Here is a 21,674-nt window from a genome sequence, read left to right as displayed (position 1 = left end):
TGGAAGGGGAAGACGTTTCCACTGGAAACGGAGGGGTTTACCGGTGTACCCGGACCAAAACGAATCAAGCGGTTTTGTCTCGGCAGGATGAAAAGCGAGAGGTCGTCTCATCGCGTACCGAGTAGTGTCGGGTGGTAACACATATCTCGATGTGTTGGTGTTACCGAATGCGCGTTCCATGTCGTTTCTACAACCATTTCGGGACACCCCCACCCCTTCGTTTCGGGTGGAAGCGTCGAACGATGGGGGATGGGGTGTCAGCAGTAGGTAACTTACAGACTACACTCCCCTCTAGAAAAGTTTTAACTCTAGTTTGCGGATATTGTTAGCTAGACTGTGTAATAAAGGTTCCCGTCCTAGATTTCCCCTCCCCCCACCCCTCCTTCTCCGCGTTCCACCCGAAACGAAGGGGTGGGGGGGTTCATAGACACGTGTTATCACAAGACATAACCGTTCTCTCGACCACTTTCCGATCCATATCCAATCGTCGATACCACCTCCGCGAACATCATCTCACGTTTCCATTCCTTGACATCTCCGTCACGGCTCCACGCGTTCCACCCGAAATGAGGGGGCAACGGACGGATACACTCCCACCGTTTACTGAATCGCCATCCGTCACTGCACCTCCCGTTCCACCGTTCTATCACGTTCCACCGTCCCTCCATGCCACATTACTCATCACCTCCTCTTCTCTCCTCCTGCCTCTCTATCCTGCTACGCTCCTTCCGATTCCTCCACTCCGACGCCTCCACTCCGACGTCTCCACTCTGTTACCCATCTCTCTATTTCGACTCGACCCGAAACGACCCGCTTGGACGAGTCGGATAGGTCGAACGAATCGAATCCGAAGACGAATCGAACGCCACTTTCCGACCCATCGAATCCGAAGCCGTGAACAAACACTCGAAAATCAGACACATCGACTGCTCCCAAATCCATTCGAAAAATCACCGTCCGTTTCTCACACCTTCCACTTGGTTACCACTTCTTCTCACCTTTCGTTCGACCCGAAACGATGCTGATTCAGGGTGAAACCTCCAAAAACACCTTTTTCGTTCATCACTCCATCGATGAGAAAGATTTTAGTACTGTGCTGTACCTCTTTTTCATCTGCATCAACTGGACGCGCTGTCGCTTCTCTGGGACGGAAATAGGGACGCTATTCCCGGTTTCCTCCCTTCTCTCTCCGCACGGCGCGTCAACTCCAGTCGAAACGAAGGGGTACAAAGACGACGTATGTCAGACGAGAACACAGACCCGGCGGACGAACGAAGCGGCCAGGCGAACCGTGGATTCGAGGGTATCGACTTGGACGATGTCGTGTTGGACGACTCGGACGACGAGAGCAACCAAGGTTTGTTCGACGATCTGCTCAGCGGCGAGCCGATCTTCGAGAACAAGGAGGTGCTCCGGCCCTCGTACACGCCACACGAACTCCCACACCGCAAAGAGCAGATCAACCGCATGGCGACCATTCTCGTCGCCGCACTGCGCGGCGAAACGCCGTCGAACATCCTCATCTACGGAAAGACGGGGACCGGAAAGACGGCGAGTGCCAAGTTCGTGAGTCAGGAACTCGAACGAACCTCGCTGAAGTACGAAGTCCCGTGTGAGGTCGAATACATAAACTGCGAAATAACGGATACCCAGTATCGCGTACTCGCGCAACTCGCCAACAAGTTCATCGAGAACAATTTGGCCGACATCGAAAGCCAAATCGAAGAACTGAACGACATTCGCGACGGCGTCGCCGCCGAATCCGAGCAGTTAGCGAACACCGACTTCTCGTCCGTACAGGAAATCGACGACCGTATCGAGGAACTCGAAGCGGATTCGGAGGAGATAGAACCGGTTCCCATGACCGGGTGGCCGACGGACCGCGTGTACAACACCTTCTTCGAGGCCGTCGATTATCAGGAGCGCGTCGTCGTCATCATGCTGGACGAAATCGACAAACTGGTCGAGAAATCCGGCGACGACACGCTCTATAACCTCTCTCGGATGAACTCGGAACTCGACAACTCGCGGGTGTCCATCATGGGTATCAGCAACGACCTGAAGTTCACCGACTTTCTCGACCCCCGCGTCAAATCCAGTCTGGGGGAAGAGGAAATCGTCTTCCCCCCCTACGACGCGAATCAACTCCGGGACATCCTCCAGCACCGTGCCGAGGTGGCGTTCAAGGAAGACGCCCTCTCGGACGACGTGATTCCGCTCTGTGCCGCCTTCGCCGCGCAGGAACACGGTGACGCGCGACGGGCGCTCGACCTGCTTCGAACGGCGGGCGAACTCGCCGAACGCGACCAAGCCGAACGCGTGGAGGAAGGGCACGTTCGGAAGGCGCAGGACAAGATCGAACTAGACCGCGTGGTCGAAGTGGTTCGAACGCTCCCGACCCAATCGAAACTCGTCCTCTTTTCGACCATCTCGCTGGAGAAGAACGGCGTTCACAACATCAACACGGGCGAGGTGTACAACGTCTATAAACACCTGTGTGAGGAGATAGACGCGGACATCCTCACCCAGCGACGCGTCACCGACCTCATCAGCGAACTCGACATGCTCGGCATCGTCAACGCCGTTGTCGTCTCGAAGGGTCGCTACGGGCGTACCAAGGAGATCAGCCTCTCCGTCCCCATCGAGGAAACCGAGGCAGTCCTCCAGTCCGATTCACGGCTCGGCGACATCGACGACATTCAGCCGTTCATGCAGCAGGCTCGGTTCGACAGCTGAAACGGTAGCATCGTCTGCCGGATTAATTTCCACTGCAGAAATTCTTCATCGCAACCTATCGGTTTCCACCCGAAACAATGGCCTTCGATCGTGTCGTTTTCCGTGACCAGTGAGTCCCACTGTTCCCGTTTCAGACTATTTGTTCGCCGTCGTCGTCGTACACCTTGATGGCGTCCACGGGGCAGACGCGGGCGGCCATCTCGGCATCGAACTCGGCTCCGTCGGGCACTTCGCGGACGAAAATACCCTCTTCGACCTCCTCGCTTTCCAGCAGGTCGGCCTTGCCTTCCTCGCGGTTCTCGACGAACTCCTCCCACTCCGCGGTACACTGATACATCCCGGTACAGGTGTTCCGGTCGTATTCTACCTTCATACGTTTCTCTCTGGCGTGTGCCCTCAAATGGATGACGGAGCGAAACGATGGAGGGAACCTGACGACGAGAGAAACGACGGACGAACTCGACGACGAACGTCACGAAACGTACGCTCGAAGCGCCTCGACAGTCGGGTCCAGCATCGACGAAAGCGGACAGGTCTCGTCCGAATTCGGCACCCACTCCTCCGCGGTGAGGTAGTCTCCGATTTGGTGGACGATACCTGCATCGACGTCGCGGTACGCTGCGACCGCAAGCAGCGCCGCCTCCGCCATCCCGAGTGAGAGGACACCTTCGTTCGCGTAGTGTTCGATTTCGGGAACCGTCTCGCGGTACATCGCTCCCATCGTCCACGTCGGGCCGTGGTGCGTGTCGATTTCGGCGGCAGAGAGCGCCGAGTTCAGATGGCTCACCACCGCTGGCGTCGATGTCACCGTCTCCTCCGCTGGGAGATAGTGCTGTGAAATCCCGTCGTCACGGATGGCTCGCGTCGGAAGAATGGCATCCGAGAGCGGAACGTCTGTCTGCAATCCAGCACAACCACAGAGGAGACACACCACCTCTGCCCCCGCCGCAATCGCGTTTTCCGCGACGATGGCGGTGACGGTCGGACCGATGCCGAAATCACCGATAAAACCGACTTCCTCGGAAAGCAGTTGCACCTCCTGACTCCGAACGTAGTTCACGCTCTTCGTCGCCCGGTCGTCTACCGCGTCGAACAACTCGTCTTCGAAGCCGAGGATGACCGCCTTCGGCATGTCGGGAAGCGCTCCACCGTGAGCGTCCACGGCCTCTTCCGCCGAGAACAACGCTGGGGCGTCGTATTTGTCACCGTAGTTTGGAATCGGCATACTCACATGTCGAAACAGCTTGAAAAATATCTTTCTTCAGAGTCCACCCGACAGTTTAAACGGGAAGACGCGCCAAACGAGGGTAATGACCGGACTCGCACCGCGCACGCAAGGTGAACGTGCGTGAACGTCACCGACTTGACGGGGTTGCCGGACGGCGTTCCCGAACACTTCCACGCGCAGGGAATTGAGGAACTCTACCCGCCGCAGGCTGAAGCGGTCGAAGCAGGTATCACCGACGGCGAGAGCATCGTCGCCAGCATCCCGACCGCCAGCGGGAAGACGTTCATCGCGGAACTCGCCATGCTGTCGAGCGTCGCCCGTGGTGGCAAAGCCCTCTACATCGTCCCACTCCGGGCGCTCGCCAGCGAGAAGAAGGAGGAGTTCGAGGAGTTCGAACAGTACGGCGTCTCCATCGGCGTCTCCACGGGGAACTACGAGAGCGACGGCGATTGGCTCGCCTCGAAAGACATCATCGTCGCCACGAGCGAAAAGGTGGACTCGCTCGTCAGAAACGGCGCGAAGTGGGTCGATGACCTCTCCTGTGTCGTCGCCGACGAAGTGCACCTCGTCAACGACTCCCATCGCGGTCCCACGCTCGAAGTCACGCTCGCCAAACTCCGCCGGGTCAACCCGAACCTCCAGACCGTCGCGCTGTCGGCGACCGTCGGCAACGCGGAGGAGATGGCGGAGTGGCTCGATGCCACCCTCGTCGATTCGACGTGGCGTCCCATCGACCTCAGGAAAGGTGTTCTCTACGGGCAGGCGCTGCACTTCGACGACGGCACACAACAGGAACTCGTACGCGGAAACGAGAAGGAAACCGCCGCGCTCGTCCGCGATACGCTCGAAGACGGGGGGTCGTCGCTCGTGTTCGTCAACTCCCGTCGCAACGCCGAGGCGGCAGCGAAGCGACTCGCGGACGTGACGAAGGCACATCTGACCGACGAGGAGCGCCGGGAGTTGCTCGACATCGCCGACCAAATTCGAGAGGTGAGCGACACCGAAACGAGCGACGACCTCGCGAACGCCGTTGAAAAGGGGGCCGCGTTTCACCACGCGGGGCTCGCCAGCGACCACCGCTCGCTCGTCGAGGACGCCTTTCGCGACAAGTGTATCAAAGTCATCAGCGCGACGCCGACGCTCGCAGCGGGCGTAAACACGCCGAGTCGGCGGGTCATCGTCCGCGACTGGCGGCGCTACGACGGCGACATCGGCGGCATGCAACCGCTGGACGTCCTCGAAGTCCACCAGATGTTCGGCCGAGCGGGTCGACCGGGACTCGACCCGCACGGGGAGGCGGTCCTCATCGCCAAGAGCCACGACGAACTGCAGGAACTGTTCGACCAGTACGTCTGGGCCGACCCGGAACCCGTCCACTCGAAACTCGCGGTGGAACCCGCGCTTCGGACCCACATCCTCGCCACCGTCGCGTCCGGGTTCGCCGGGACGGAGGAGGAACTCCTTGATTTCCTCGAACGAACCCTGTACGCGACCCAGACGGACGAAACGGGGCGACTCGAATCCGTCACCCAGCGCGTTCTCGACTACCTCGAACGGAACGGCTTCCTCGAACGGGACGACAGGTTGCGCGCTACCGGCCTCGGCCACCGCGTCTCGCAACTCTACCTCGACCCGATGAGCGCCGCCGAAATCATCGACGGACTGCGCGATGCGGACGGAAAACCGACCGCGCTCGGACTGTATCACCTCGTCTCGCGCACTCCGGACATGTATCAACTCTACCTTCGTTCGGGTGACCGCGAGCGATACACCGAAATCGCGTATGAGCGTGAGGAGGAGTTCCTCGGTCACATGCCCTCGGAGTTCGAGGACAACGCGTTCGAAGACTGGCTTTCGGCGTTGAAGACCGCACGTCTGCTCGAAGACTGGGCGAGCGAACTCGACGAGGACCAAATCACGGAGCGCTACGCCATCGGACCCGGCGACATCCGTGGGAAGGTCGAGACGGCCGAATGGTTGCTCAACGCGGCCGAACGCCTCGCCGCGGAACTCCAGCGCGACGAGGGTGAGCGGTTGCCGTCCACGACGACCACGGCCATTAGGGAGGCACGCAAACGGGTCGAATACGGCGTCGAGGAGGAACTCCTCGACCTCGCCGGCGTCCGCAACGTCGGGCGAAAACGCGCCCGCCGGTTGTACGAGGCCGGCATCGAGTCACGGACCGACCTCCGAGAGGCGGACAAATCGGTCGTTCTCGGTGCGCTCCGCGGTCGGAAGAAGACGGCCGAAAACATCCTCGAAAACGTCGGACGACAGGACCCGTCGCTCGACGGCGTCGAGGCGGATGCCGAGACGGCGGCGACGAGCGCGCGCGCGACGAACGACGGCGGACAGCAGAGCCTCGGTGATTTCGAATGAGATTGGTCGAGGGGAGCGCTTCCGTCGCCGACGTGAACGAGTTCGTGGCACGTCTCGGCGACATCGGCGACGAGTTCGACTGTGCGATACAGGCGTTCGACGCGGGTTACGTGGCCGGACGGGCGCATCTCGAATCGGCGGTGGAACACGCGAATCGTGCGTTCGAACGCGGTGAGAACGTCGCTCGCGACCCCGCCGTCGAAATTCTCCTCTATGCGGCAGGTCGTCGCCAGATCAATCAGGCGCTCGAAATGGGCGTCTCGGAGGGCGAACAGGACGTCGTCGTGGCCGTAGACGGCGAGGGCGAAACGGCCGCCTCGGCGGCCGTTTCCGAGTTATTGACGCCCGAGGACACGCTCGACGCCTCCGATCGCGAACCGATTTTCGAGTTCTTTTCGATCTCGGAACGGGAATTGGCGGCGACGACGGCCAGCCTCACCGATATCGTCCGTGAGCGCGTCGCTCTGTTGGAAGTCGAAAAGTAGGTGTGGTGACGGGACACGATGTCGGCGGCCGTGCTCTTGCTGGCCAGTATGAATTTCAAACGGTGTGGCGTAGTTCGGTCCAGAGCAATGTCCGACGAGAACCACGACGCCGAACGCGTACAGGATAGTGCCCGCGAGCGGCAACACGAACGAGCGGAGCGAGTCGAAGACGTGCTCGGCGACGCGGGTCGGATGCTCGGCGAACACAAGTATCCGACGACGAGCGAGGAGTTGGCGACCGAATACGGCGACCAACCGCTCGATTTGCCGAACGAGACGGAGACGCTCGGAAGCGTCTTCGACCGCATCGTGGACGAACGCTTCGAATCCCCTGAAGAAGCGCGCGAAGCCGTGTACAACGAAATCTCCGGCGAAGCCGGCGGCATGGCGGAGTACAACGAGGAGCGGGAGTTGAGTGAGTTGGACGAAGAAGAGACCGACTCCGAGTCGGAGACTAATTGGCAGTAATCGGCGTCTTTTCCAGTGGAAATGGAGGGGGTTGCTTCTGGTATCGAGGAGCTGAATCACCACTGTTATCCCGATTCTGAGCCGTTTTACACGTATTTGAGCTGTGGTCGGTGCCTCTCGGAAGGCGATAGAATTGGCCACTTCCCCATGGGTCTTCGAAATCCCAACGATTCGTTTGCTGAACCTCCGCCGGACGGTAGCACTGTCCGGAATATGTCTATTTCAGAACATCTCTGCATCAAAGCTGCTACTCCGTCAATCAGCAGTGCTGAAACGGCAACATTCCGGCTGAAAGTAGTGATATCGGGATACTAGCCCGGGATGACAGATGCCAACCTCGTGCCGACATCTGCGGGTAGTATGTCAGTACGATCTCCCATAAGTATTTGTCATTATAATACAATAGGCGTAATAATATTAAAATATAAACCACCGTACCGTATTGACCGATGGAAATATTGTTTATACACGAACATTCATATATTATTACGAATATATTGACATGTATGGTGGGAAGGAATTCTGAAAAGAACGTCCACCAGTCCGTTTCTCCGTCCGTAAATCGAATCCGGGAGAGTAGAGTGAGTCGTTGATTGTGTCCGTGAGAATTCCCGAATCTACTTCTCCATATATACTGACGCGGTTTCAGTACCCCCAGCAGAACGCCTTTGTCACCCCGATGTGCAATATCACCTATGCGAATCAAGTCGGATGGAAAGTACGAGTACCGGAAGGATCTCTACGACCAAGCTGGTGAATTACTCGGCGAATCGACGAGGAGCAAAGGCCTCGATGCGAGTGCGGAGTTCACCCGACGAATGATGAAGAACCTCGAACGTGCTGCCGACCACCCAGATATGACGGCAGAACTAGTGGAGGTTCTGAGCACACCACGGGTAACGCTCGAATACCGGGTCGAATCGAGGGTACAAGTCAACGAGTGAGTCTACGGTCTGCAATAGACTTTTTGACTACGAAAGATAATCTTCTGTTATGGCAAGCAACCAAGTCACCGACGAGACCACGGTTAATGACGGTCATTCGGTGACCGTGCCGTCCCAGATTCGGGACGCACTGGACATCGAACCCGGCGATAAGCTTCGATGGCGACTCGACGACGAGGAAAACCTGACTGTCGAAGTGGTAAAGCAGCGATTTGGAGCGTTCGATGACCTCGAACCGGTAGACATCGGCGAAGAGACGAATGCAGTCGAATTGGAGAAGGAGTTCGGGGCGTTCTAATGCCAGTTGTCGTCGATTCGAATATTCTCATCGGACAGCGATTAGCCCGTGACCAATACCACGACTGAGCAAACGAAATTGTCCGGGCCATCGACCACGGCGACCTTCCGGTGGCTCACGTCACGGACTACGTTCTCGGTGAAGTCTTGAACATTCTCGGACGGCGTGCAGGACACGATGCCGCTATCGCTACGCTCGACACTCTCATTGAGAGCGCGGGATTCGAAATCGTTCGCTCGCCAAAAGCAGATTTCACGAGCGGCCAAGCGCTCTACCGACAGTATCCGTCACTCACGTTCGTCGATGCTCTGACGACGGCCTATATGCAACGCGAGGGTATCGAGTACGTCTACAGTTTCGACGACGACTTCGATGTGGTCGAAGACATTCGACGACTCAATACCGCGAGCGACCCGTTTTGAAGATACTACTCGGGAACTGTTGAAATTCGTCGAGCGATTATAACGTTGTAAGAACACGAGAAACGTCCAGTTATCTCTCGTTCACACCGCAGAAACACCGCAGAAACAACCGCACTCAGCAGTAGTCGAGGGATGCTTACAGAGGGTGGCTAGCGTGAATGTTGTGACCTATGGTTGGTGTGATGTGGCTCACGGGGGGTCCGCCGGGACCCCCCGTATTATGATATCCTAGTCTCCCCCTCCCGATGAGCGCGGACCCAACCACGGAGGTCAGGGTGGTTCCACTCGACGCGGATGCTCTTCTCCTTGATCTTCGTCGTCGGGTCAATCTCCGGGTTGGCGAGGTGGCCGTCGACGTAGTGAACGCCCGGAACTCGTTCCTCCATCTCATCCATTACGCGATACCCGTCCGTGTTGTATGCACAGCCGTAGTGCGTCGCCACTTCTCGGTAGTTCAGAAAGACGACGTCCGCACCGGACTCCTGTGCCTTCTCCTCCGCTCGTCCGAGGACGTTCAGATACTTCTCCTGGACTGTGACTGACTCGGGGCGCTTCGTTTTGAAGTTCAGCAGCCCGGCGTTCTCCTTCGACCGCTCGATGCAGTCGTACAGCTCTCTGCCGACGTTTGCCGCCTCCGCGACGAGGTTCGGTGATGTTGCGTCAACGCTACTCCCGTCCTCCGAGGAATACTCGCGAACGTCGTTGATGATACGTGAAACAGACGCACGCACACGTTGGTTCTGTTCCTCCTGTTCGTCGAATTTCGTGCGAAGCTGCTCGTTCTCCTCTTCGAGTTCCTCGACGCGCGCTTCGAGATGGTCGCCTCGTTCTTCCTGCGCTTCGACCTTCGCTTCGAGGTCGGCCACACGTTTCGCGAGCCGTTCGAGCAATTCCTCACCACCCATTGCCGTCACCTCCCTTTCCAGCGAGATCCGCACCACACTCCGAACAGCGATAGCAGCACGAGGATAGCTCTCCGCAGGTAGAACAGAGTGTTCCGGACATCACTCCTCACCTCCCTGTAGTTGGTCCGGAGCAATGGTACAGCCGCACGGATGGACGCTGGCGGTACTCGGACCGCTCACTATCGTCCATCCTATCTTCTCGCCGCACCGCGGGCAGGTGCGACTCATGCAGCACCACCTCCACGAGAGAAGTCACTATGTTTCGGGAGGATTAATGTAAAATTTCTGATAGTCCCACACGGATTCGAACCGCGGTCGTTGCCCCCAGAAGGCAACAGGATTGGCCACTACCCCATGGGACTCGAACTGCAAGATATCGTATTTCCCCCTTACTTGTAAGCGTTGCGCGTTTGCTCCGCGTGTGATACCGACTCACATCACGTGTGCATGCACAAACCAGCACCTATTTCCGTCCTACTTACGCATGTTCGTGTATGTACATCGGACGTTTCATCGTCGTCGGTCCCGAAGTCGGTGCCTATCGAGTCTCCTCGCGGTCGTTCCCGAACCGAAAAGCGGTGGCTCACGGCGATACCGTGACCGTCGGCCCCACCGAGGACGCACCGGCGACCGACAACCCCTACATCGCGTACAACTGTGCCCGCGTCGTCGGCGAGACGGCGGTCATCGGCAACGGGTCGCAGGTGGACCCCATCGCCGAGAAGATCGAACTCGGCTACCCGGCGCGCGACGCCCTCGCTGAAAGCCTCCTCGCGCTCGATTACGAGAAGGACGACTACGACACGCCGCGAATCGCCGGTACCGTTGGCGAGGAGTCGTACATCGGCATCGTCCGTCGGGACGCTTTGCTGGTGAAAGAGATCACGGAACCGACGCTCGTGGCGACCTACGAGAAGGACACGCCGGAAGCCTTCGACTTCGACGCCGCGGACGCCGAAACTGCGGCGAGCGCGGCCTACGAACTCGACTTCGAACACCCCGTCTGCGGAGTCGGCGTCGCACGAAACGACGAAAACGGCGGTTTCTCCCTCGCGGTCGAGAACGGGAACTAAGTCTTTTCCGAACGTATCGCCGACCATGAAAGTCGGCGTGATTTCGGACGTTCACTCGAATCGGGTCGCACTCGATGCCGTTCTCGACGACATGCCGCCCGTCGAGACGCTGCTCTGTGCGGGCGATGTGGTCGGATACAATCCATGGCCGGGCGAATGCATCGACACCCTCCGCGACCGCGTTTCGGCGAGCGTGATGGGCAACCACGACCGAGCGGTCGTCACCGGAACCGCGTTTCGTTTCAACGGCATGGCCAAAGCGGGCGTCGAATACGCCCGCGACGAACTCAACGACCTCCAGATGGACTGGCTTTCTCACCACTCCGACTCGCGGCGCGTCTGTGACCGCCGGGTCAGAATCGTCCACGGCCATCCCGACGACCCCGACCACTACACCTACCCAGCGGAGTTCGACGCTGACCTGCTCGGCGACGAGGAAGCCCTCATCATGGGCCATACGCACGTTCAACACCACGAAAGGTACGACGACGGCATCGTACTGAACCCCGGTAGCGTCGGCCAACCGCGTGACGGCGACCCGCGTGCTGCGTATGCGATTCTCGACCTCGACGAGTTGCGCGTCGAGGAACGTCGTGTCGAGTACGATATCGAGGCGGTACAGGAAGCGGTTCGGGAAGCCGGATTGCCGGACAAGACCGGTATGCGGTTGGCGAAAGGGCGGTGAGGTGGTCGGACGTTTGGGGAGAAAGCTGTACGCCGACGATAACTATGGCTCACCACGGGCATCGATTCGAAAAATAGGAAAACTCGAAATCGCTCGGGAACCCGCTTACTCGATTTTCTCGTACTGCTCTGCGAGTTTGTCCGCCGCCCCGCCGAGTTGTTCGCGTTCGAACTCGGTGAGGTTCCACTCGACGACTTCCTCGACGCCGTTCGCGCCGAGTTTGATGGGGACGCCGAGCGCGACGCCTTCGTGACCGTACTCGCCTTCGAGTTTGATGGAACCGGGGAGCACTTCGCCCGTGTCGCGGATGACGGCTTCGACCATGTGGCCGACGCCCGTCGCCGGGCCCCACTGGGTCGCGCCCTTCTTCTCGATGACGTTCATCGCGCTCTCTTTGAGTTCGCCGAGGATTTCTTCCTTCTCGTCGTCCGAGAACTCGGGGTCCGCACCGTCGATGCGAACCTTGGAGAAGACGGGAACCTGCGCGTCGCCGTGTTCGCCCATGATGGTCGCTTCGACGTTCTGGACCGGCGCGTCGAAGCGCTGGCTCAGGACGTAGCGGAATCGCGCGCTATCGAGACGGCCACCGAAGCCGATGACTTTCTTCCGCGCTCGATCACCCGTTTCGTACAGGTGGCGGTTGAGGAGGTCCACGGGGTTCGACGTCGTGATGGTGACGAAGTCATCGTCGTTGTGCTCGGCGATGGAGGAGCCGATGTCCTCCATGATGGGCGCGTTGTCGCCCGCGAGGTCGATACGCGTCTGTCCCGGTTGACGCGGGATTCCGGCGGTGATGACGACGACGTCGGACCCGGCGGTGTCCTCGTAGGTCCCTTGTCGAACGACCGTGTTGGAGTCGTAGGCGGCCCCGTGGTTCACGTCCGCGGCCTGACCGACGGTCTTGTCTTCCATGTCCGGTATGTCAACGAGAACGAGTTCGTCCGCGACATCACGCAGTGCGATGTTGTAGCCTGCGGCGGCCCCGACAGTGCCTGCCGCGCCGACTACGCTTACTTTCACCATGTCACCTACAAAACGCCCTGCTGTTTGGTTAAATCCTCCGGTAGCGCGTGCTATTGCCCGGCTGGGTCTCATCGGCTGTCTCCCTCGAAACCGACAGTTTGTCGTCCTGCTCCACCCGAAACGAAGGGGTTACGGCGCGACCCCGACGGTCAATAGCGTGCCGAACTCGCGGTATCGTTCGACCATCGCCTCGCGCGTCTCCCAGCTTTCGGTCGGAAACTCCCTTTCATCGGGAATCTCGATTTCCCTGTCGGGAACGTTGTCCTGCTCTGCGACGTACAATCCCGCTTCACGGAACGCCGCACGATACTCCTCGCCGCTCCAGCGCGTCATCTCGACGGAAATCGAGTCCTGCCACGCGTGGGAGTGGACGTTCTCCTCGTAGTAGTTCACCGCACAGAAGAACGTGCCGCCGGGTCGGAGAATCCGCCGGACCTCCCGAAGCGTCTCGTGCGGGTCGTTCGCGTAGTAAAACGCCTCCATCGTGAACACGTGGTCCACGCTGTCGTCCGCGAACGGCAGGTGGTCGAAATCGCCGACGAGATACGAGACGCTCGAATCGTCGGTGTATCCCTGCGCGTTGCGTGCCATCTCGGGCGACCCGTCGAGTCCGTACACGCGTCCCGCGTTCTTCGTATCGCGCAGTGCCCGTCCGGCGTATCCGCTTCCGCATCCCAAATCGAGTACCGTGTCGCCCGCTTCCACCGGTATCCGGGCGAGGACGTGTTTTGCCGTGTGCCAGTGTCGGTCTTCCATTCCCTTGTCGCGGCCGTCCGCCGCCCAATCGTCGAACTCCTCGCGAACGCTCATGCACGAGGAAACGACCGTCCCCGACAAAACGCGTTCGGAACGCACAGGGCTTTATTTCTCGACTCCTTTTCGGTGGACATGGTCGGTTCGAGAAAACGATTCGCCGTCGCCGATACGGCCCAACAGATCCTCGGGGGGTTCCTCCTCGCTGGCCCGTTCGTCGTCACGGAGGAGGTTTGGACGGTCGCGGGAACGATGTCCGCGGTTCACGTGCTCGCGACGGTCTGTCTCGTCTTCGGAATCGGATACGGCGCGCTCTACAAGGCGGACCACGACCGCAACCCCGACCGCGAGGCGGACGTGGCCGGGGTCCCGACGCGCTTCATTTCGCTCATGCTTGTCTCGTTCGGGTCGGTCGCCATCCTCGCCGTGGTGTTCGCCGCGCCCGAGACGTTCCTTCACGACGGTCTGTTCGACGGCCACACGTCGACGCAGGCGCTGTTCACGACGGCGAAGGCCGTCTGCGTCGGGTCGGTTTTCAGCGTCGTCGGCGCGGCGACCGCCGACTCGGTGTTCTGACCCGCGTTCCCGCATATTTTAAGTCGCTTCCGCTAGTTACCGGATGATATGGATTACCAACTCGATATAGAGGGCACACCGAACTCGATACCGGGCGGCACCGGTGTCCTCCTTTTACACCCGAGCACCGGAGAAACCGACCGAATCGACACCGACTTTTTGAAGACTGACACTGACCGCTTCCTCGTCATTTCGACGCGAACCACGGCCCGCGAGGTAAAACAGAAACTCGACCACTACGACGTTGACGAGGGAAAAGCCGACATCCTCGACACGCTGAGCATCGAACGCGGCTACTCCCGACGAAGCACGAACGATGTCCACTACGTCTCCGCTCCCGACGACCTCGAAGGGATCCTTTCCGTCACCGAGAAGTTCCTGAGCACGACCGAGGGCAAACGCCGCATCAGTTTCGACTCCATCACCGAGATGGCCTACTACGCCGACGAACAGCGAGTTTACCGGACGGTCGAGGAAGTTCTCGACCTCCTCGAAAAACACGATGCGGTCGGACTGTTCCACCTCTCCAAGGGCGTCCACGACGAGGTACAGATAGAACGCTTCCTCGGTCTGTTCGACGCCGTCGTCGATTTGGACCGCGACGGCAACGTCGATACCGATTTCTCGAAGCTAGCGTAGTTCGTTGCGTTCAGCGACGCCTGCGGATGGCATCCTATCTCCACCCGAAACGATACCCTTCTCGACGGCCACCGCGTGAGACGATCCTTACTCCTCGACTGCTGACTGGACGAAAACCTCACGGAGAGCTAACGCTTTTGCTGACGGCACCCGTATCTCTCGAAAATGGGGGGAACGAGTGAATATCGTATCGCCGTCGCGGTGGCCGACCCCGCGAACGCCGCGCAGTTGACCCGAACCGCGGTCGATGTCGCACGCGAACGGGACGGCGACGTCCTCGTCCTGCGGGTTCTCGTGACCGAGCGCCAGTCGCCGTTCGCACTGTACACCGACGAGGTCATCATCCGTGAGTTCGGCGGGGAACATCAGGAAATCCTCGACCGGGTGGTCGAAACCGCACAGGGGGCGGTTCCCGTGAGCGGCCAGTTGCTCGTCTCCCACGACGTTGCCAGCGCCCTCACCAACGCTGTCGTGGAGTTCGACTGTGACGCACTCGTCGTGGGGTGGCAGGCACGGGAACGGCCAAGCGAAATCGTCCTCGGGAGCAACATCGACCGAATCGTGGCCCGCGCGCCGTGCGACGTTCTCGTGGAGAAAATCGGTCCGGCCGACGCCGTGGACTCAATTCTCGTGCCGGTCGCCGAGGGACCGCACGCCGAACTCGCGGCGGACGTCGCCCGTGCAATCGCGCTCCAGAACGACGCGGAAATCAACCTCCTTCGTGTCGGTGAGGACGACCCTCCGTCCGACCGCTTGCTCGCCAGCATCGCGGCCCGAGTCGCTCCCATTCCCGCCGAACGGGAGATTCGAAGCGGGTCCGTCACCGAAACCGTCGTCGAACGAGCGTCGGAACACGACATCACCGTCCTCGGTTCGACTCGGCAGGGAATGTTGCGACGGCAACTCGTCGGGTCGGTTCCACAGGCGGTCGGACGGCGTGCTGACACGACGGTCATCATCACTCGCCGGGAAGTCGGCATCCGACCGCGACTCACGCGGTTGGTCCGAGAGACGCTGTGAACGCGGACGAAAATCAGATGGTCGCCAGTCCGAGCGCGGCGAGCGCTCCCGAGAGCAGGTCGCCGTAGCCGAGCGCGATGACCATCCCGAGGAACATCGGGACGATGAACGGAATTCCGGGCGACACCCACACTTCGTTCTTCGTCGCCAGCACCTCCAATCCCTCGCGGAGTTGCGTCGGCGTCGTCCCGTAGGCTCCGTGGTCGATACTGTCGAGGAACTCGGCGGCACCCCACGGGTCCTCGTAGCCCGCCACCTCGGCACCCGGTTTCCGTTCGACGACCGTTCCGCCGTCCGTGACCATTCCGTCCGTCGGCGGGTTCGGCGTCGCGGGCAGGCTTGCCGGGTCGCGCAGCTCGTTGGCCCGCTCCCGAATCTCGGTCATCGTCGTGCCACGCCACCTCAGGTACATTCGAAGCGCGTCCAAATCCACGCCGTTGCGCGTCACCCGGTCGGGCGTTTCGAGCAGTCGGCCGTGTGCCGTCGCCACTTCCTTCCAGTCCACGACTCGCCCGACGAACATCACCGACGAAATCCGACCGTCGATGAGATTCCGCACCAGCAGTGCCGCGGGGTAAAGCGCTCCGAGCAGCACGGTGTTGGTCAGGACGGTCAGCGAAAACACACCTAAAACCGTTCCCTGTGCGGGAAACATCACATCACCCCAGTGGTACGTCGGATAGGTCGGGAACAGGAGGGCGATGACGAGAAACGCCTTCGCATCCGCGCCGCCGAACGCCCGGAACCACCAGAAGGCGACGACGAGCGGTGCGACGAACCCGAGACTCACAGCGACGTGAAAGAGGAACAACTTGCGTTGAAGCGGCGGTGCCCCCATCGCGGTCACGCCGTCCCACACCAGCAACACGATGGCCAGTGCGGTCAGCGGATACCACGTCTCGTTGGGTACTCGCCGAGTCTTCACGTCACGCCACGCGGCCCATCCAAACACGGGCAGGGCGAGCAGTCGGAGGAGGTCGGGAATCGAAGTGTGCACCAAACGGTAGGCCTCGGTGAGATGTTTTAGCTGTTGCGATATAAGTGATAGAATTTGGACGTTTCCCATCAATTTTATTTTCATCCGATGTGTTCGAACCGGCGATGAGCGCACAGGAAGTCGCCCTCGTGAAGATACGTGCGGCCACGTTTATCCCCTCGACGTGGCTTTCACGTCCGAGCGACGGCGACGAAACGCTCGAATACAGAGGTGACGACCGAGGCTTTACGCCCCACGCGGTCAACACGGGTCGCAGTCGCGTCGAGCAGGAAGCCGTCGTCGATTTTACCGACGAAAGCCTCCGCTCGTACGCCGACACCGGCACGTCGGTCGAACGAATCACACACTCGGACGGGACCCGAGAACTCCGTAGCGGGAAAGCTTCGACCGACGGAATCACCTGTACCGAACCGCTCTGGCACGACGAGTACGTCGAATTCGACATGCACGCGAGCGCGAGCAACCCGCTATCGCCGCACGCGGACCCCGTAGACTTCCACCTCGAAGTCGCCGTTTGGCGTGACGGAGCGGTGTGCGTCCACGGACGACACGACGGGTTTCCGTGCTTCGAGTTCTACACGCAGACGGATTTCGGGGAGTTCCGCCCGCTGTATCGCCACGATTTCCGCGAAACCGGGGATGAACCGCTCGCGCTGGCTGGACCGATGGAGTACGAGTTCGAACGAAGCCGCTGAGTTTCCGGCTACGGGAACACTCCGAGAACGCTTCGCTCCTCGACGTGTCGAAAACCCCGAAAAAGTCCCCCGATTCTGTTTATATGACGCGGTTCTGCAGGTAGTCGAGGTGCTTGGCGTTGTAGACTATTTTGACCTCGTCCGTCGCCGCGCTACCGATGCAGGTGAGTCGGACGTTCTTGTCGTCCACTTCCTCGTCGCTGAGAATCTGCTGCATGTCCATGTCGATTTCGCCTTCCTTGACGATGGCTGCGCAGTTCGCACAGGCACCGGCACGGCACGAGAAGGGCCAGTCGTAGCCCTGTGCCTCGGCGGCTTCGAGGATGTACTCGCCTTCGTTGACGTCGAGCGAGCCGTAATCTTCGCTGTCGAAACCGGCGTCCTCGGCCTTCTCGAACAGGTCGTCGTCGTTAATATCCCAGCCCTGGTCGTCCAGCACTTCGTAATTGAGGTATTCTACGGTAGGCATCAATCGAGGGTTCGTCCGCAGGATGGTTAGTAGTTGTTGTTTCGTCCGTCCGTAGTGATAAATCAGGAATGATTAGACCGATTTCTCGAACTCCACGCAATCAGGCTGGAGAAAGTGGGACGAACGCGAAGAGGAGATACGACGCAAGGGCGGAGATCGAGGGTGTCAGAATCCAGAGAACGATGACGCGACCCGTGGTCGAGGGGTCGAACAGGTCCCGCGCTTTGAGCGTCTTGGGTTCCTCCTCGCCGATTTTCGCCACCTCGTCTTGCTCCTCGGGGAGGACGTTGACCGCCATCTCCGAGCGCTTTTCCCCATCGTCGCCGCGAACGGCGGCCGCGGCCGCATCGGAGATTCGAACCGTCCTCGTCGCCCGTCCCCATCCGAGTCCGACGATGCACATCGTCGCGCTCACCGCGAGACTGGCAGGGATACCGAGCAGGGAGAGGAACGTGATGAGGCTCGCGCTGACGACTTCCACGATGAGTGCCGCCAGTAGCGGCAAGTCGGTCAGGTCGTTCCCGACGGTATCGAGCGTCCGACGAGCGATAGTGAACGCACCGACCGCGATCGCCCCTCCCGCCAATAGAACGCCTTGACTCCCGCTGATATCGCCGCTCCCGACGAGGGGCGCCACCGCGTTCGCGACGTTGCTCGCACCCGCGGAGAAGGCCATGTAACAGCCGATTCCGACGACGAGGAACGTCACCGTGACTTCCTTCGCCGTCGCGTTCGCGGAGACGGTCGGATACGGTACCGAGCCGACGCGATTAAATTCGAACAGCGGTCCCTTCGACTGTTCGAGGTGGAACCACACGTCGAGATACGGGTAGAGGTAGCGTCCGACGACGGCACAAATCCAGAACGCGGTGATGGGTGCGAGAAGCCACGCGGATACGATTTCGAACATGACGCCTTCGTCGAGCGTTCCGGTCGCTGCGCCCAGTCCCGCGATCGCCCCGACGGCGGTCATCGAGGTGGACGCGGGCACGCCGAAGAGGTTCGAGATGAGGAGTGCCAACCCGACGAAGAAGAGGACGCCGACGCTGGCGGCGAGCGTGAACTGCGAACTGGGGACGATCTCCCCGCCCATCGTCTTGATGACGTTCCGACCGACCGTCCAGCCGCCGAGGAGCGCGAAGGCCGTCATCAACCCGGCCGCACCGCCCTTCGAGACTGTTTTACTTCCCACCGCGGGGCCGAACGCGACACCGGTCGAAGAACCGCCGATATTGAAACCAACAAATGCTGCAACCGCCAGTCCGACGAGGAGCAAAATTTCGACCATACGGATACATTCGTCTGAACGTCTTAAACGGTACCGACTCGTTGGGTTTAGACACTCCCCCGTCTAAAGCAGGGTATGTTCCCGACGTTCGAAGTCGTCCCGGCGGTGGATATGCAAGACGGCGAAGTCGTCCAACTCGTTCAGGGCGAGAAAGGCACGGAAACGACATACGGCAACCCGGTCGATGCCGCGGAAAAGTGGGTCAAAGGCGGCGCGGAAACGCTCCATCTCGTCGATTTGGACGGCGCGTTCGAGGGCGAGCGTAAAAACGCCGCGACCGTCGAAGCGATTTTGGATGCGGTCGATGTCGATGTCCAACTCGGCGGCGGAATTCGAACCGCTGACGATGCAATCGACCTCCTCTCGCTGGGGGTGGACCGCGTCATACTCGGCACTGCCGCGATAGAGAACCCGGAAATCGTCGCGGAAATCAGCGAGGAGCACCCCGGTTCGGTCATCGTGAGTCTTGACGCAAAAGACGGCGAAGTCCTCGTTTCGGGATGGACGAAATCGACGGGACTCGATCCGGCGGAGGCCGCGACGCGATACGAGAAGCTCGGCGCTGGCGCTATCCTGTTCACCGATGTTGACGTCGAAGGTCGGATGGAGGGCGTTCAGACGGGTCCCGTTCGGCGGGTCGCCGAGGCGGTCGGAATTCCGGTCGTGGCGAGCGGTGGGGTCGCATCCGTAGAGGACGTTCGAACGCTCCGTGACGCGGGTGCGAGCGCCGTGGTTATCGGCAGCGCGCTGTATCAGGGCGCATTCACTCTGGCCGAAGCGGCGGACGCGCTCGACTAGCGGGTCTGTCCGGCGATGTGATTGAGGACGTCCGGCGAATCGCCGAGTCGTGGCTCCACCATGACGTAGGCCCCGAAGGCAGCCATCGGTGCACCGATGAACAAGCCCGGAACCGTCCCACAGAGGAGAGCCCCGATGGCGACCAGCAGGACGCTGAGCATATCTCGTTTCAACACATGTTCTCTTTGGGGCGGGGGATAAATATAACTGCGTCAGACATATGTCGAGAATCTCGAACAAATCCCCTTTGAACGGAACCACCTTGTATCTCCGCCCGAACTACTGGGTATGAGCGACCGAACCGCCGCCGTGACTCGCGAGACGGCGGAGACGACCATCGAGGTGACGCTCGACGTGGACGGCGACGGCGAGTCCACCGTCGAGACGGGTATCGGCTTCTTCGACCACATGCTGGACAGCTTCGCCCGTCACGGCCTGTTCGACCTGACGGTCCGCGCCGACGGCGACCTGCACATCGACGACCATCACACCGTCGAGGATGTCGCCATCACCCTCGGCGAGGCGTTCGACGAGGCCCTCGGCGACCGCCGGGCAATTCACCGATTCGCCGACCGAAAGGTCCCGCTGGACGAGGCCGTCGGCGACATCGTCGTCGACGTGAGCGGCCGTCCGCTCTTCCGGTTCGACGGCGAGTTCTCACAGGAGCGCGTCGGCGACATGACCAGCCACATGGCGAAACACTTCCTCCGCTCGCTGGCGATGAACGCAGGGTTGACGCTTCACGCGGGCGTCGTCGGCGAGAACGCCCACCACGAAATCGAGGCGCTGTTCAAGGCCACGGCGCGAGCGATGGACGACGCGACACAGATCGACGAGCGGCGGAGCGACGTGGCGAGTACGAAAGAGAGTTTATAACTTCGACGGGGAATCGAACCGATGTCGCCGTCGTTCCCGCGATTTACGCTCCCTCGAAAGCGGTTCTCCCCCGTCGAATCCCGTTCGGTCTATTTCACCAGTTCCCAGACCTGAACCCCGTCCCCGTCCGTGAGCGACTCCCCGTCGAACCCGCCCGAAACCGACCATCGGTCGAACGGGGAGTGGCGTGCGAGCAACTCGACCTGTTGTGGAGGGAGATGTGAGAGGACGAACTCGTCGCGGGTCAGGACGTCACCGTCCGAGTCTACGAGTTCCTGTTCTGCACGGTAGGTCTGCTTCACTTGGTCCTCGATGGTTGCTCGGGACCGTCCTCTCAGTTGTCTCCCTTCGTACTCCACTTCTCGGACCGATTGCCACTCGCCGAACGATTCGGCGATAGTGTCGTACCGCGGAACGTACACGTCGAACAGGAGGCGGCCGCCGGAATTGAGGACGCCGTAAAGGGCTTCAAGCGCCGCGAGTTGGTCGTCGACTCCGCGAAGATTACAGAACGAGTTGTAGGGGACTATTGCCAGCGAGTAGATCCTCTCAGCGCCGATTGACCGAAGGTCGGCTTCCCAAACCGTCGGTTCCATGTCCTCGGTAGCGGCCTTTTTGCGGAGAATGTCCAGCATCGCGGGTGAGACGTCGAATCCGTCAGCATCGACACCTCGACGGAGGAGTTCGAGGTAAAGCCGTCCTGCGCCACACGCGCCTTCCAGCACTGGCCCGTCCGCACCCATCGCCGCTTCGAGATAGAACGATTCGTCGCCGATATCACCGTACTCGTGAGACGCGTCGTAAAAGGCCGCTACCTCGTCCGAAAACCGATTGGCATCGTTCATATCCGTTGTCACTCCGTTCGTGTCAAAAATACTCCGGATGTATTCCCTAGCACCGAGCGGTCCCGACCACCG

26 protein-coding genes and 1 tRNA gene are annotated in these 21,674 nt (G+C 60.2%); 15 read left to right on the top strand and 12 right to left on the bottom strand.

Annotated elements, in window-relative coordinates; all coding sequences use genetic code 11:
- The first annotated feature begins 1,239 nt into the window (after nt 1-1,239).
- Complete coding sequence (locus LJF34_RS15595) at nt 1,240-2,736, top strand: ORC1-type DNA replication protein (protein ID WP_231186205.1); 1,497 nt, start codon at nt 1,240-1,242, stop codon at nt 2,734-2,736.
- Nucleotides 2,737-2,866: 130 nt separating this feature from the next.
- Here LJF34_RS15595 and LJF34_RS15590 read toward each other — a convergent pair whose 3' ends face one another.
- Nucleotides 2,867-3,109, bottom strand: a complete 243-nt coding sequence (locus LJF34_RS15590) for a ferredoxin (protein ID WP_231186203.1) — start codon at nt 3,107-3,109, stop codon at nt 2,867-2,869.
- A 99-nt stretch (nt 3,110-3,208) separates the two neighbouring features.
- The gene (locus LJF34_RS15585; protein ID WP_231186202.1) at nt 3,209-3,961 is read right to left on the bottom strand and encodes a hypothetical protein; all 753 of its coding nucleotides are present in this window, start codon (nt 3,959-3,961) and stop codon (nt 3,209-3,211) included.
- A gap of 123 nt (nt 3,962-4,084) precedes the next feature.
- Between LJF34_RS15585 and LJF34_RS15580 the strand changes: the two genes are divergently transcribed.
- The 6 genes from LJF34_RS15580 to LJF34_RS15555 all read left to right on the top strand — a co-directional run bounded on the left by LJF34_RS15580 (nt 4,085) and on the right by LJF34_RS15555 (nt 8,960).
- Nucleotides 4,085-6,343 (top strand): ATP-dependent DNA helicase, encoded by a 2,259-nt coding sequence (locus LJF34_RS15580; RefSeq protein ID WP_231186201.1) that lies wholly within the window; start codon nt 4,085-4,087, stop codon nt 6,341-6,343.
- Nucleotides 6,340-6,828 (top strand): KEOPS complex subunit Cgi121, encoded by a 489-nt coding sequence (gene cgi121, locus LJF34_RS15575; RefSeq protein ID WP_231186200.1) that lies wholly within the window; start codon nt 6,340-6,342, stop codon nt 6,826-6,828. The genes LJF34_RS15580 and cgi121 overlap by 4 nt, the downstream gene beginning before the upstream one ends.
- A gap of 87 nt (nt 6,829-6,915) precedes the next feature.
- Nucleotides 6,916-7,296 carry a hypothetical protein gene (locus LJF34_RS15570; protein WP_231186199.1) on the top strand — a complete coding sequence of 127 codons (381 nt, stop codon included), beginning with the start codon at nt 6,916-6,918 and terminating at the stop codon, nt 7,294-7,296.
- A gap of 695 nt (nt 7,297-7,991) precedes the next feature.
- Nucleotides 7,992-8,240, top strand: coding sequence for a hypothetical protein (locus LJF34_RS15565; protein ID WP_231186198.1), 249 nt, complete (start codon nt 7,992-7,994; stop codon nt 8,238-8,240).
- Nucleotides 8,241-8,289: 49 nt separating this feature from the next.
- A complete protein-coding gene (locus LJF34_RS15560) occupies nt 8,290-8,538 on the top strand; it encodes an AbrB/MazE/SpoVT family DNA-binding domain-containing protein (RefSeq protein WP_007982571.1) in 249 nt (82 codons plus the stop codon).
- 77 nt (nt 8,539-8,615) lie between these two features.
- The gene (locus LJF34_RS15555; protein WP_231186330.1) at nt 8,616-8,960 is read left to right on the top strand and encodes a PIN domain-containing protein; all 345 of its coding nucleotides are present in this window, start codon (nt 8,616-8,618) and stop codon (nt 8,958-8,960) included.
- A 218-nt stretch (nt 8,961-9,178) separates the two neighbouring features.
- On the opposite strand, the gene LJF34_RS15550 is transcribed toward LJF34_RS15555, so the two are convergent.
- From LJF34_RS15550 to LJF34_RS15545, 3 genes are all read right to left on the bottom strand, one after another.
- A complete protein-coding gene (locus tag LJF34_RS15550; RefSeq protein ID WP_231186197.1) occupies nt 9,179-9,865 on the bottom strand; it encodes a hypothetical protein in 687 nt (228 codons plus the stop codon).
- A 99-nt stretch (nt 9,866-9,964) separates the two neighbouring features.
- Nucleotides 9,965-10,093, bottom strand: a complete 129-nt coding sequence (locus LJF34_RS28980) for a hypothetical protein (RefSeq protein ID WP_255666093.1) — start codon at nt 10,091-10,093, stop codon at nt 9,965-9,967.
- Nucleotides 10,094-10,154: 61 nt separating this feature from the next.
- Nucleotides 10,155-10,227, bottom strand: a tRNA-Gln gene (locus tag LJF34_RS15545).
- 132 nt (nt 10,228-10,359) lie between these two features.
- On the opposite strand from LJF34_RS15545, the gene LJF34_RS15540 reads away from it, so the two are divergent.
- On the top strand, nt 10,360-10,938 hold the full coding sequence (locus tag LJF34_RS15540; protein ID WP_231186196.1) for an IMP cyclohydrolase: 579 nt from the start codon (nt 10,360-10,362) through the stop codon (nt 10,936-10,938).
- 25 nt (nt 10,939-10,963) lie between these two features.
- Entirely contained in the window at nt 10,964-11,623 is a 660-nt protein-coding gene (locus LJF34_RS15535) for a metallophosphoesterase family protein (RefSeq protein ID WP_231186195.1), read from the top strand.
- A gap of 105 nt (nt 11,624-11,728) precedes the next feature.
- Here LJF34_RS15535 and mdh read toward each other — a convergent pair whose 3' ends face one another.
- Both mdh and LJF34_RS15525 read right to left on the bottom strand, forming a co-directional pair.
- Nucleotides 11,729-12,646, bottom strand: a complete 918-nt coding sequence (gene mdh, locus LJF34_RS15530; RefSeq protein WP_231186194.1) for a malate dehydrogenase — start codon at nt 12,644-12,646, stop codon at nt 11,729-11,731.
- A gap of 129 nt (nt 12,647-12,775) precedes the next feature.
- Nucleotides 12,776-13,456, bottom strand: coding sequence for a class I SAM-dependent methyltransferase (locus tag LJF34_RS15525; RefSeq protein ID WP_231186193.1), 681 nt, complete (start codon nt 13,454-13,456; stop codon nt 12,776-12,778).
- 78 nt (nt 13,457-13,534) lie between these two features.
- Here LJF34_RS15525 and LJF34_RS15520 point away from each other — a divergent pair, with 78 nt between their 5' ends.
- The 3 genes from LJF34_RS15520 (at nt 13,535) to LJF34_RS15510 (ending at nt 15,634) form a co-directional block, all read left to right on the top strand.
- Entirely contained in the window at nt 13,535-13,975 is a 441-nt protein-coding gene (locus tag LJF34_RS15520; RefSeq protein ID WP_231186192.1) for a DUF2391 family protein, read from the top strand.
- Nucleotides 13,976-14,023: 48 nt separating this feature from the next.
- On the top strand, nt 14,024-14,614 hold the full coding sequence (locus LJF34_RS15515; RefSeq protein WP_231186191.1) for a hypothetical protein: 591 nt from the start codon (nt 14,024-14,026) through the stop codon (nt 14,612-14,614).
- A gap of 165 nt (nt 14,615-14,779) precedes the next feature.
- Nucleotides 14,780-15,634 (top strand): universal stress protein, encoded by an 855-nt coding sequence (locus LJF34_RS15510; RefSeq protein WP_231186190.1) that lies wholly within the window; start codon nt 14,780-14,782, stop codon nt 15,632-15,634.
- 13 nt (nt 15,635-15,647) lie between these two features.
- On the opposite strand, the gene LJF34_RS15505 is transcribed toward LJF34_RS15510, so the two are convergent.
- Nucleotides 15,648-16,631, bottom strand: a complete 984-nt coding sequence (locus LJF34_RS15505) for an A24 family peptidase (RefSeq protein ID WP_231186189.1) — start codon at nt 16,629-16,631, stop codon at nt 15,648-15,650.
- A gap of 104 nt (nt 16,632-16,735) precedes the next feature.
- On the opposite strand from LJF34_RS15505, the gene LJF34_RS15500 reads away from it, so the two are divergent.
- Nucleotides 16,736-17,326 carry a DUF3238 domain-containing protein gene (locus LJF34_RS15500; protein ID WP_231186188.1) on the top strand — a complete coding sequence of 197 codons (591 nt, stop codon included), beginning with the start codon at nt 16,736-16,738 and terminating at the stop codon, nt 17,324-17,326.
- Between the two features lie 79 nt (nt 17,327-17,405).
- Here the strand turns inward: LJF34_RS15500 and fer are convergent, their stop codons facing one another.
- Both fer and LJF34_RS15490 read right to left on the bottom strand, forming a co-directional pair.
- A complete protein-coding gene (gene fer / locus LJF34_RS15495) occupies nt 17,406-17,795 on the bottom strand; it encodes a ferredoxin Fer (protein ID WP_231186187.1) in 390 nt (129 codons plus the stop codon).
- A gap of 100 nt (nt 17,796-17,895) precedes the next feature.
- Nucleotides 17,896-19,083, bottom strand: coding sequence for an inorganic phosphate transporter (locus tag LJF34_RS15490; protein ID WP_231186186.1), 1,188 nt, complete (start codon nt 19,081-19,083; stop codon nt 17,896-17,898).
- Nucleotides 19,084-19,158: 75 nt separating this feature from the next.
- Here LJF34_RS15490 and hisA point away from each other — a divergent pair, with 75 nt between their 5' ends.
- Nucleotides 19,159-19,881 (top strand): 1-(5-phosphoribosyl)-5-[(5-phosphoribosylamino)methylideneamino]imidazole-4-carboxamide isomerase, encoded by a 723-nt coding sequence (gene hisA / locus LJF34_RS15485; protein ID WP_231186185.1) that lies wholly within the window; start codon nt 19,159-19,161, stop codon nt 19,879-19,881.
- On the opposite strand, the gene LJF34_RS15480 is transcribed toward hisA, so the two are convergent.
- Complete coding sequence (locus LJF34_RS15480; protein WP_231186184.1) at nt 19,878-20,057, bottom strand: hypothetical protein; 180 nt, start codon at nt 20,055-20,057, stop codon at nt 19,878-19,880. The genes hisA and LJF34_RS15480 overlap by 4 nt on opposite strands.
- A gap of 112 nt (nt 20,058-20,169) precedes the next feature.
- Between LJF34_RS15480 and hisB the strand changes: the two genes are divergently transcribed.
- Nucleotides 20,170-20,757, top strand: coding sequence for an imidazoleglycerol-phosphate dehydratase HisB (hisB, locus tag LJF34_RS15475; RefSeq protein ID WP_231186183.1), 588 nt, complete (start codon nt 20,170-20,172; stop codon nt 20,755-20,757).
- Nucleotides 20,758-20,846: 89 nt separating this feature from the next.
- Here the strand turns inward: hisB and LJF34_RS15470 are convergent, their stop codons facing one another.
- Nucleotides 20,847-21,602 carry a class I SAM-dependent methyltransferase gene (locus LJF34_RS15470; RefSeq protein WP_231186182.1) on the bottom strand — a complete coding sequence of 252 codons (756 nt, stop codon included), beginning with the start codon at nt 21,600-21,602 and terminating at the stop codon, nt 20,847-20,849.
- Nucleotides 21,603-21,674: the final 72 nt, after the last annotated feature.

The sequence above is a fragment of the Haladaptatus sp. DYF46 genome (assembly GCF_021083305.1).
In the GTDB taxonomy this organism is placed as follows: domain Archaea; phylum Halobacteriota; class Halobacteria; order Halobacteriales; family Haladaptataceae; genus Haladaptatus.
Note: the sequence above shows the minus strand (reverse complement) of the source record. Positions and strands in the feature narration are given on the sequence as shown.

Bases quoted from the DNA above. Each gene is read 5' to 3' on its own strand.
- LJF34_RS15595 (WP_231186205.1), top strand. From the start codon at position 1,240: ATGTCAGACGAGAACACAGACCCGGCGGACGAACGAAGCGGCCAGGCG.
- LJF34_RS15590 (WP_231186203.1), bottom strand. From the start codon at position 3,109: ATGAAGGTAGAATACGACCGGAACACCTGTACCGGGATGTATCAGTGT.
- LJF34_RS15585 (WP_231186202.1), bottom strand. From the start codon at position 3,961: ATGCCGATTCCAAACTACGGTGACAAATACGACGCCCCAGCGTTGTTC.
- cgi121 (WP_231186200.1), top strand. From the start codon at position 6,340: ATGAGATTGGTCGAGGGGAGCGCTTCCGTCGCCGACGTGAACGAGTTC.
- LJF34_RS15570 (WP_231186199.1), top strand. From the start codon at position 6,916: ATGTCCGACGAGAACCACGACGCCGAACGCGTACAGGATAGTGCCCGC.
- LJF34_RS15565 (WP_231186198.1), top strand. From the start codon at position 7,992: ATGCGAATCAAGTCGGATGGAAAGTACGAGTACCGGAAGGATCTCTAC.
- LJF34_RS15560 (WP_007982571.1), top strand. From the start codon at position 8,290: ATGGCAAGCAACCAAGTCACCGACGAGACCACGGTTAATGACGGTCAT.
- LJF34_RS15550 (WP_231186197.1), bottom strand. From the start codon at position 9,865: ATGGGTGGTGAGGAATTGCTCGAACGGCTCGCGAAACGTGTGGCCGAC.
- LJF34_RS28980 (WP_255666093.1), bottom strand. From the start codon at position 10,093: ATGAGTCGCACCTGCCCGCGGTGCGGCGAGAAGATAGGATGGACGATA.
- LJF34_RS15540 (WP_231186196.1), top strand. From the start codon at position 10,360: ATGTACATCGGACGTTTCATCGTCGTCGGTCCCGAAGTCGGTGCCTAT.
- LJF34_RS15535 (WP_231186195.1), top strand. From the start codon at position 10,964: ATGAAAGTCGGCGTGATTTCGGACGTTCACTCGAATCGGGTCGCACTC.
- mdh (WP_231186194.1), bottom strand. From the start codon at position 12,646: ATGGTGAAAGTAAGCGTAGTCGGCGCGGCAGGCACTGTCGGGGCCGCC.
- LJF34_RS15525 (WP_231186193.1), bottom strand. From the start codon at position 13,456: ATGAGCGTTCGCGAGGAGTTCGACGATTGGGCGGCGGACGGCCGCGAC.
- LJF34_RS15520 (WP_231186192.1), top strand. From the start codon at position 13,535: ATGGTCGGTTCGAGAAAACGATTCGCCGTCGCCGATACGGCCCAACAG.
- LJF34_RS15515 (WP_231186191.1), top strand. From the start codon at position 14,024: ATGGATTACCAACTCGATATAGAGGGCACACCGAACTCGATACCGGGC.
- LJF34_RS15510 (WP_231186190.1), top strand. From the start codon at position 14,780: ATGGGGGGAACGAGTGAATATCGTATCGCCGTCGCGGTGGCCGACCCC.
- LJF34_RS15500 (WP_231186188.1), top strand. From the start codon at position 16,736: ATGAGCGCACAGGAAGTCGCCCTCGTGAAGATACGTGCGGCCACGTTT.
- fer (WP_231186187.1), bottom strand. From the start codon at position 17,795: ATGCCTACCGTAGAATACCTCAATTACGAAGTGCTGGACGACCAGGGC.
- LJF34_RS15490 (WP_231186186.1), bottom strand. From the start codon at position 19,083: ATGGTCGAAATTTTGCTCCTCGTCGGACTGGCGGTTGCAGCATTTGTT.
- hisA (WP_231186185.1), top strand. From the start codon at position 19,159: ATGTTCCCGACGTTCGAAGTCGTCCCGGCGGTGGATATGCAAGACGGC.
- hisB (WP_231186183.1), top strand. From the start codon at position 20,170: ATGAGCGACCGAACCGCCGCCGTGACTCGCGAGACGGCGGAGACGACC.
- LJF34_RS15470 (WP_231186182.1), bottom strand. From the start codon at position 21,602: ATGAACGATGCCAATCGGTTTTCGGACGAGGTAGCGGCCTTTTACGAC.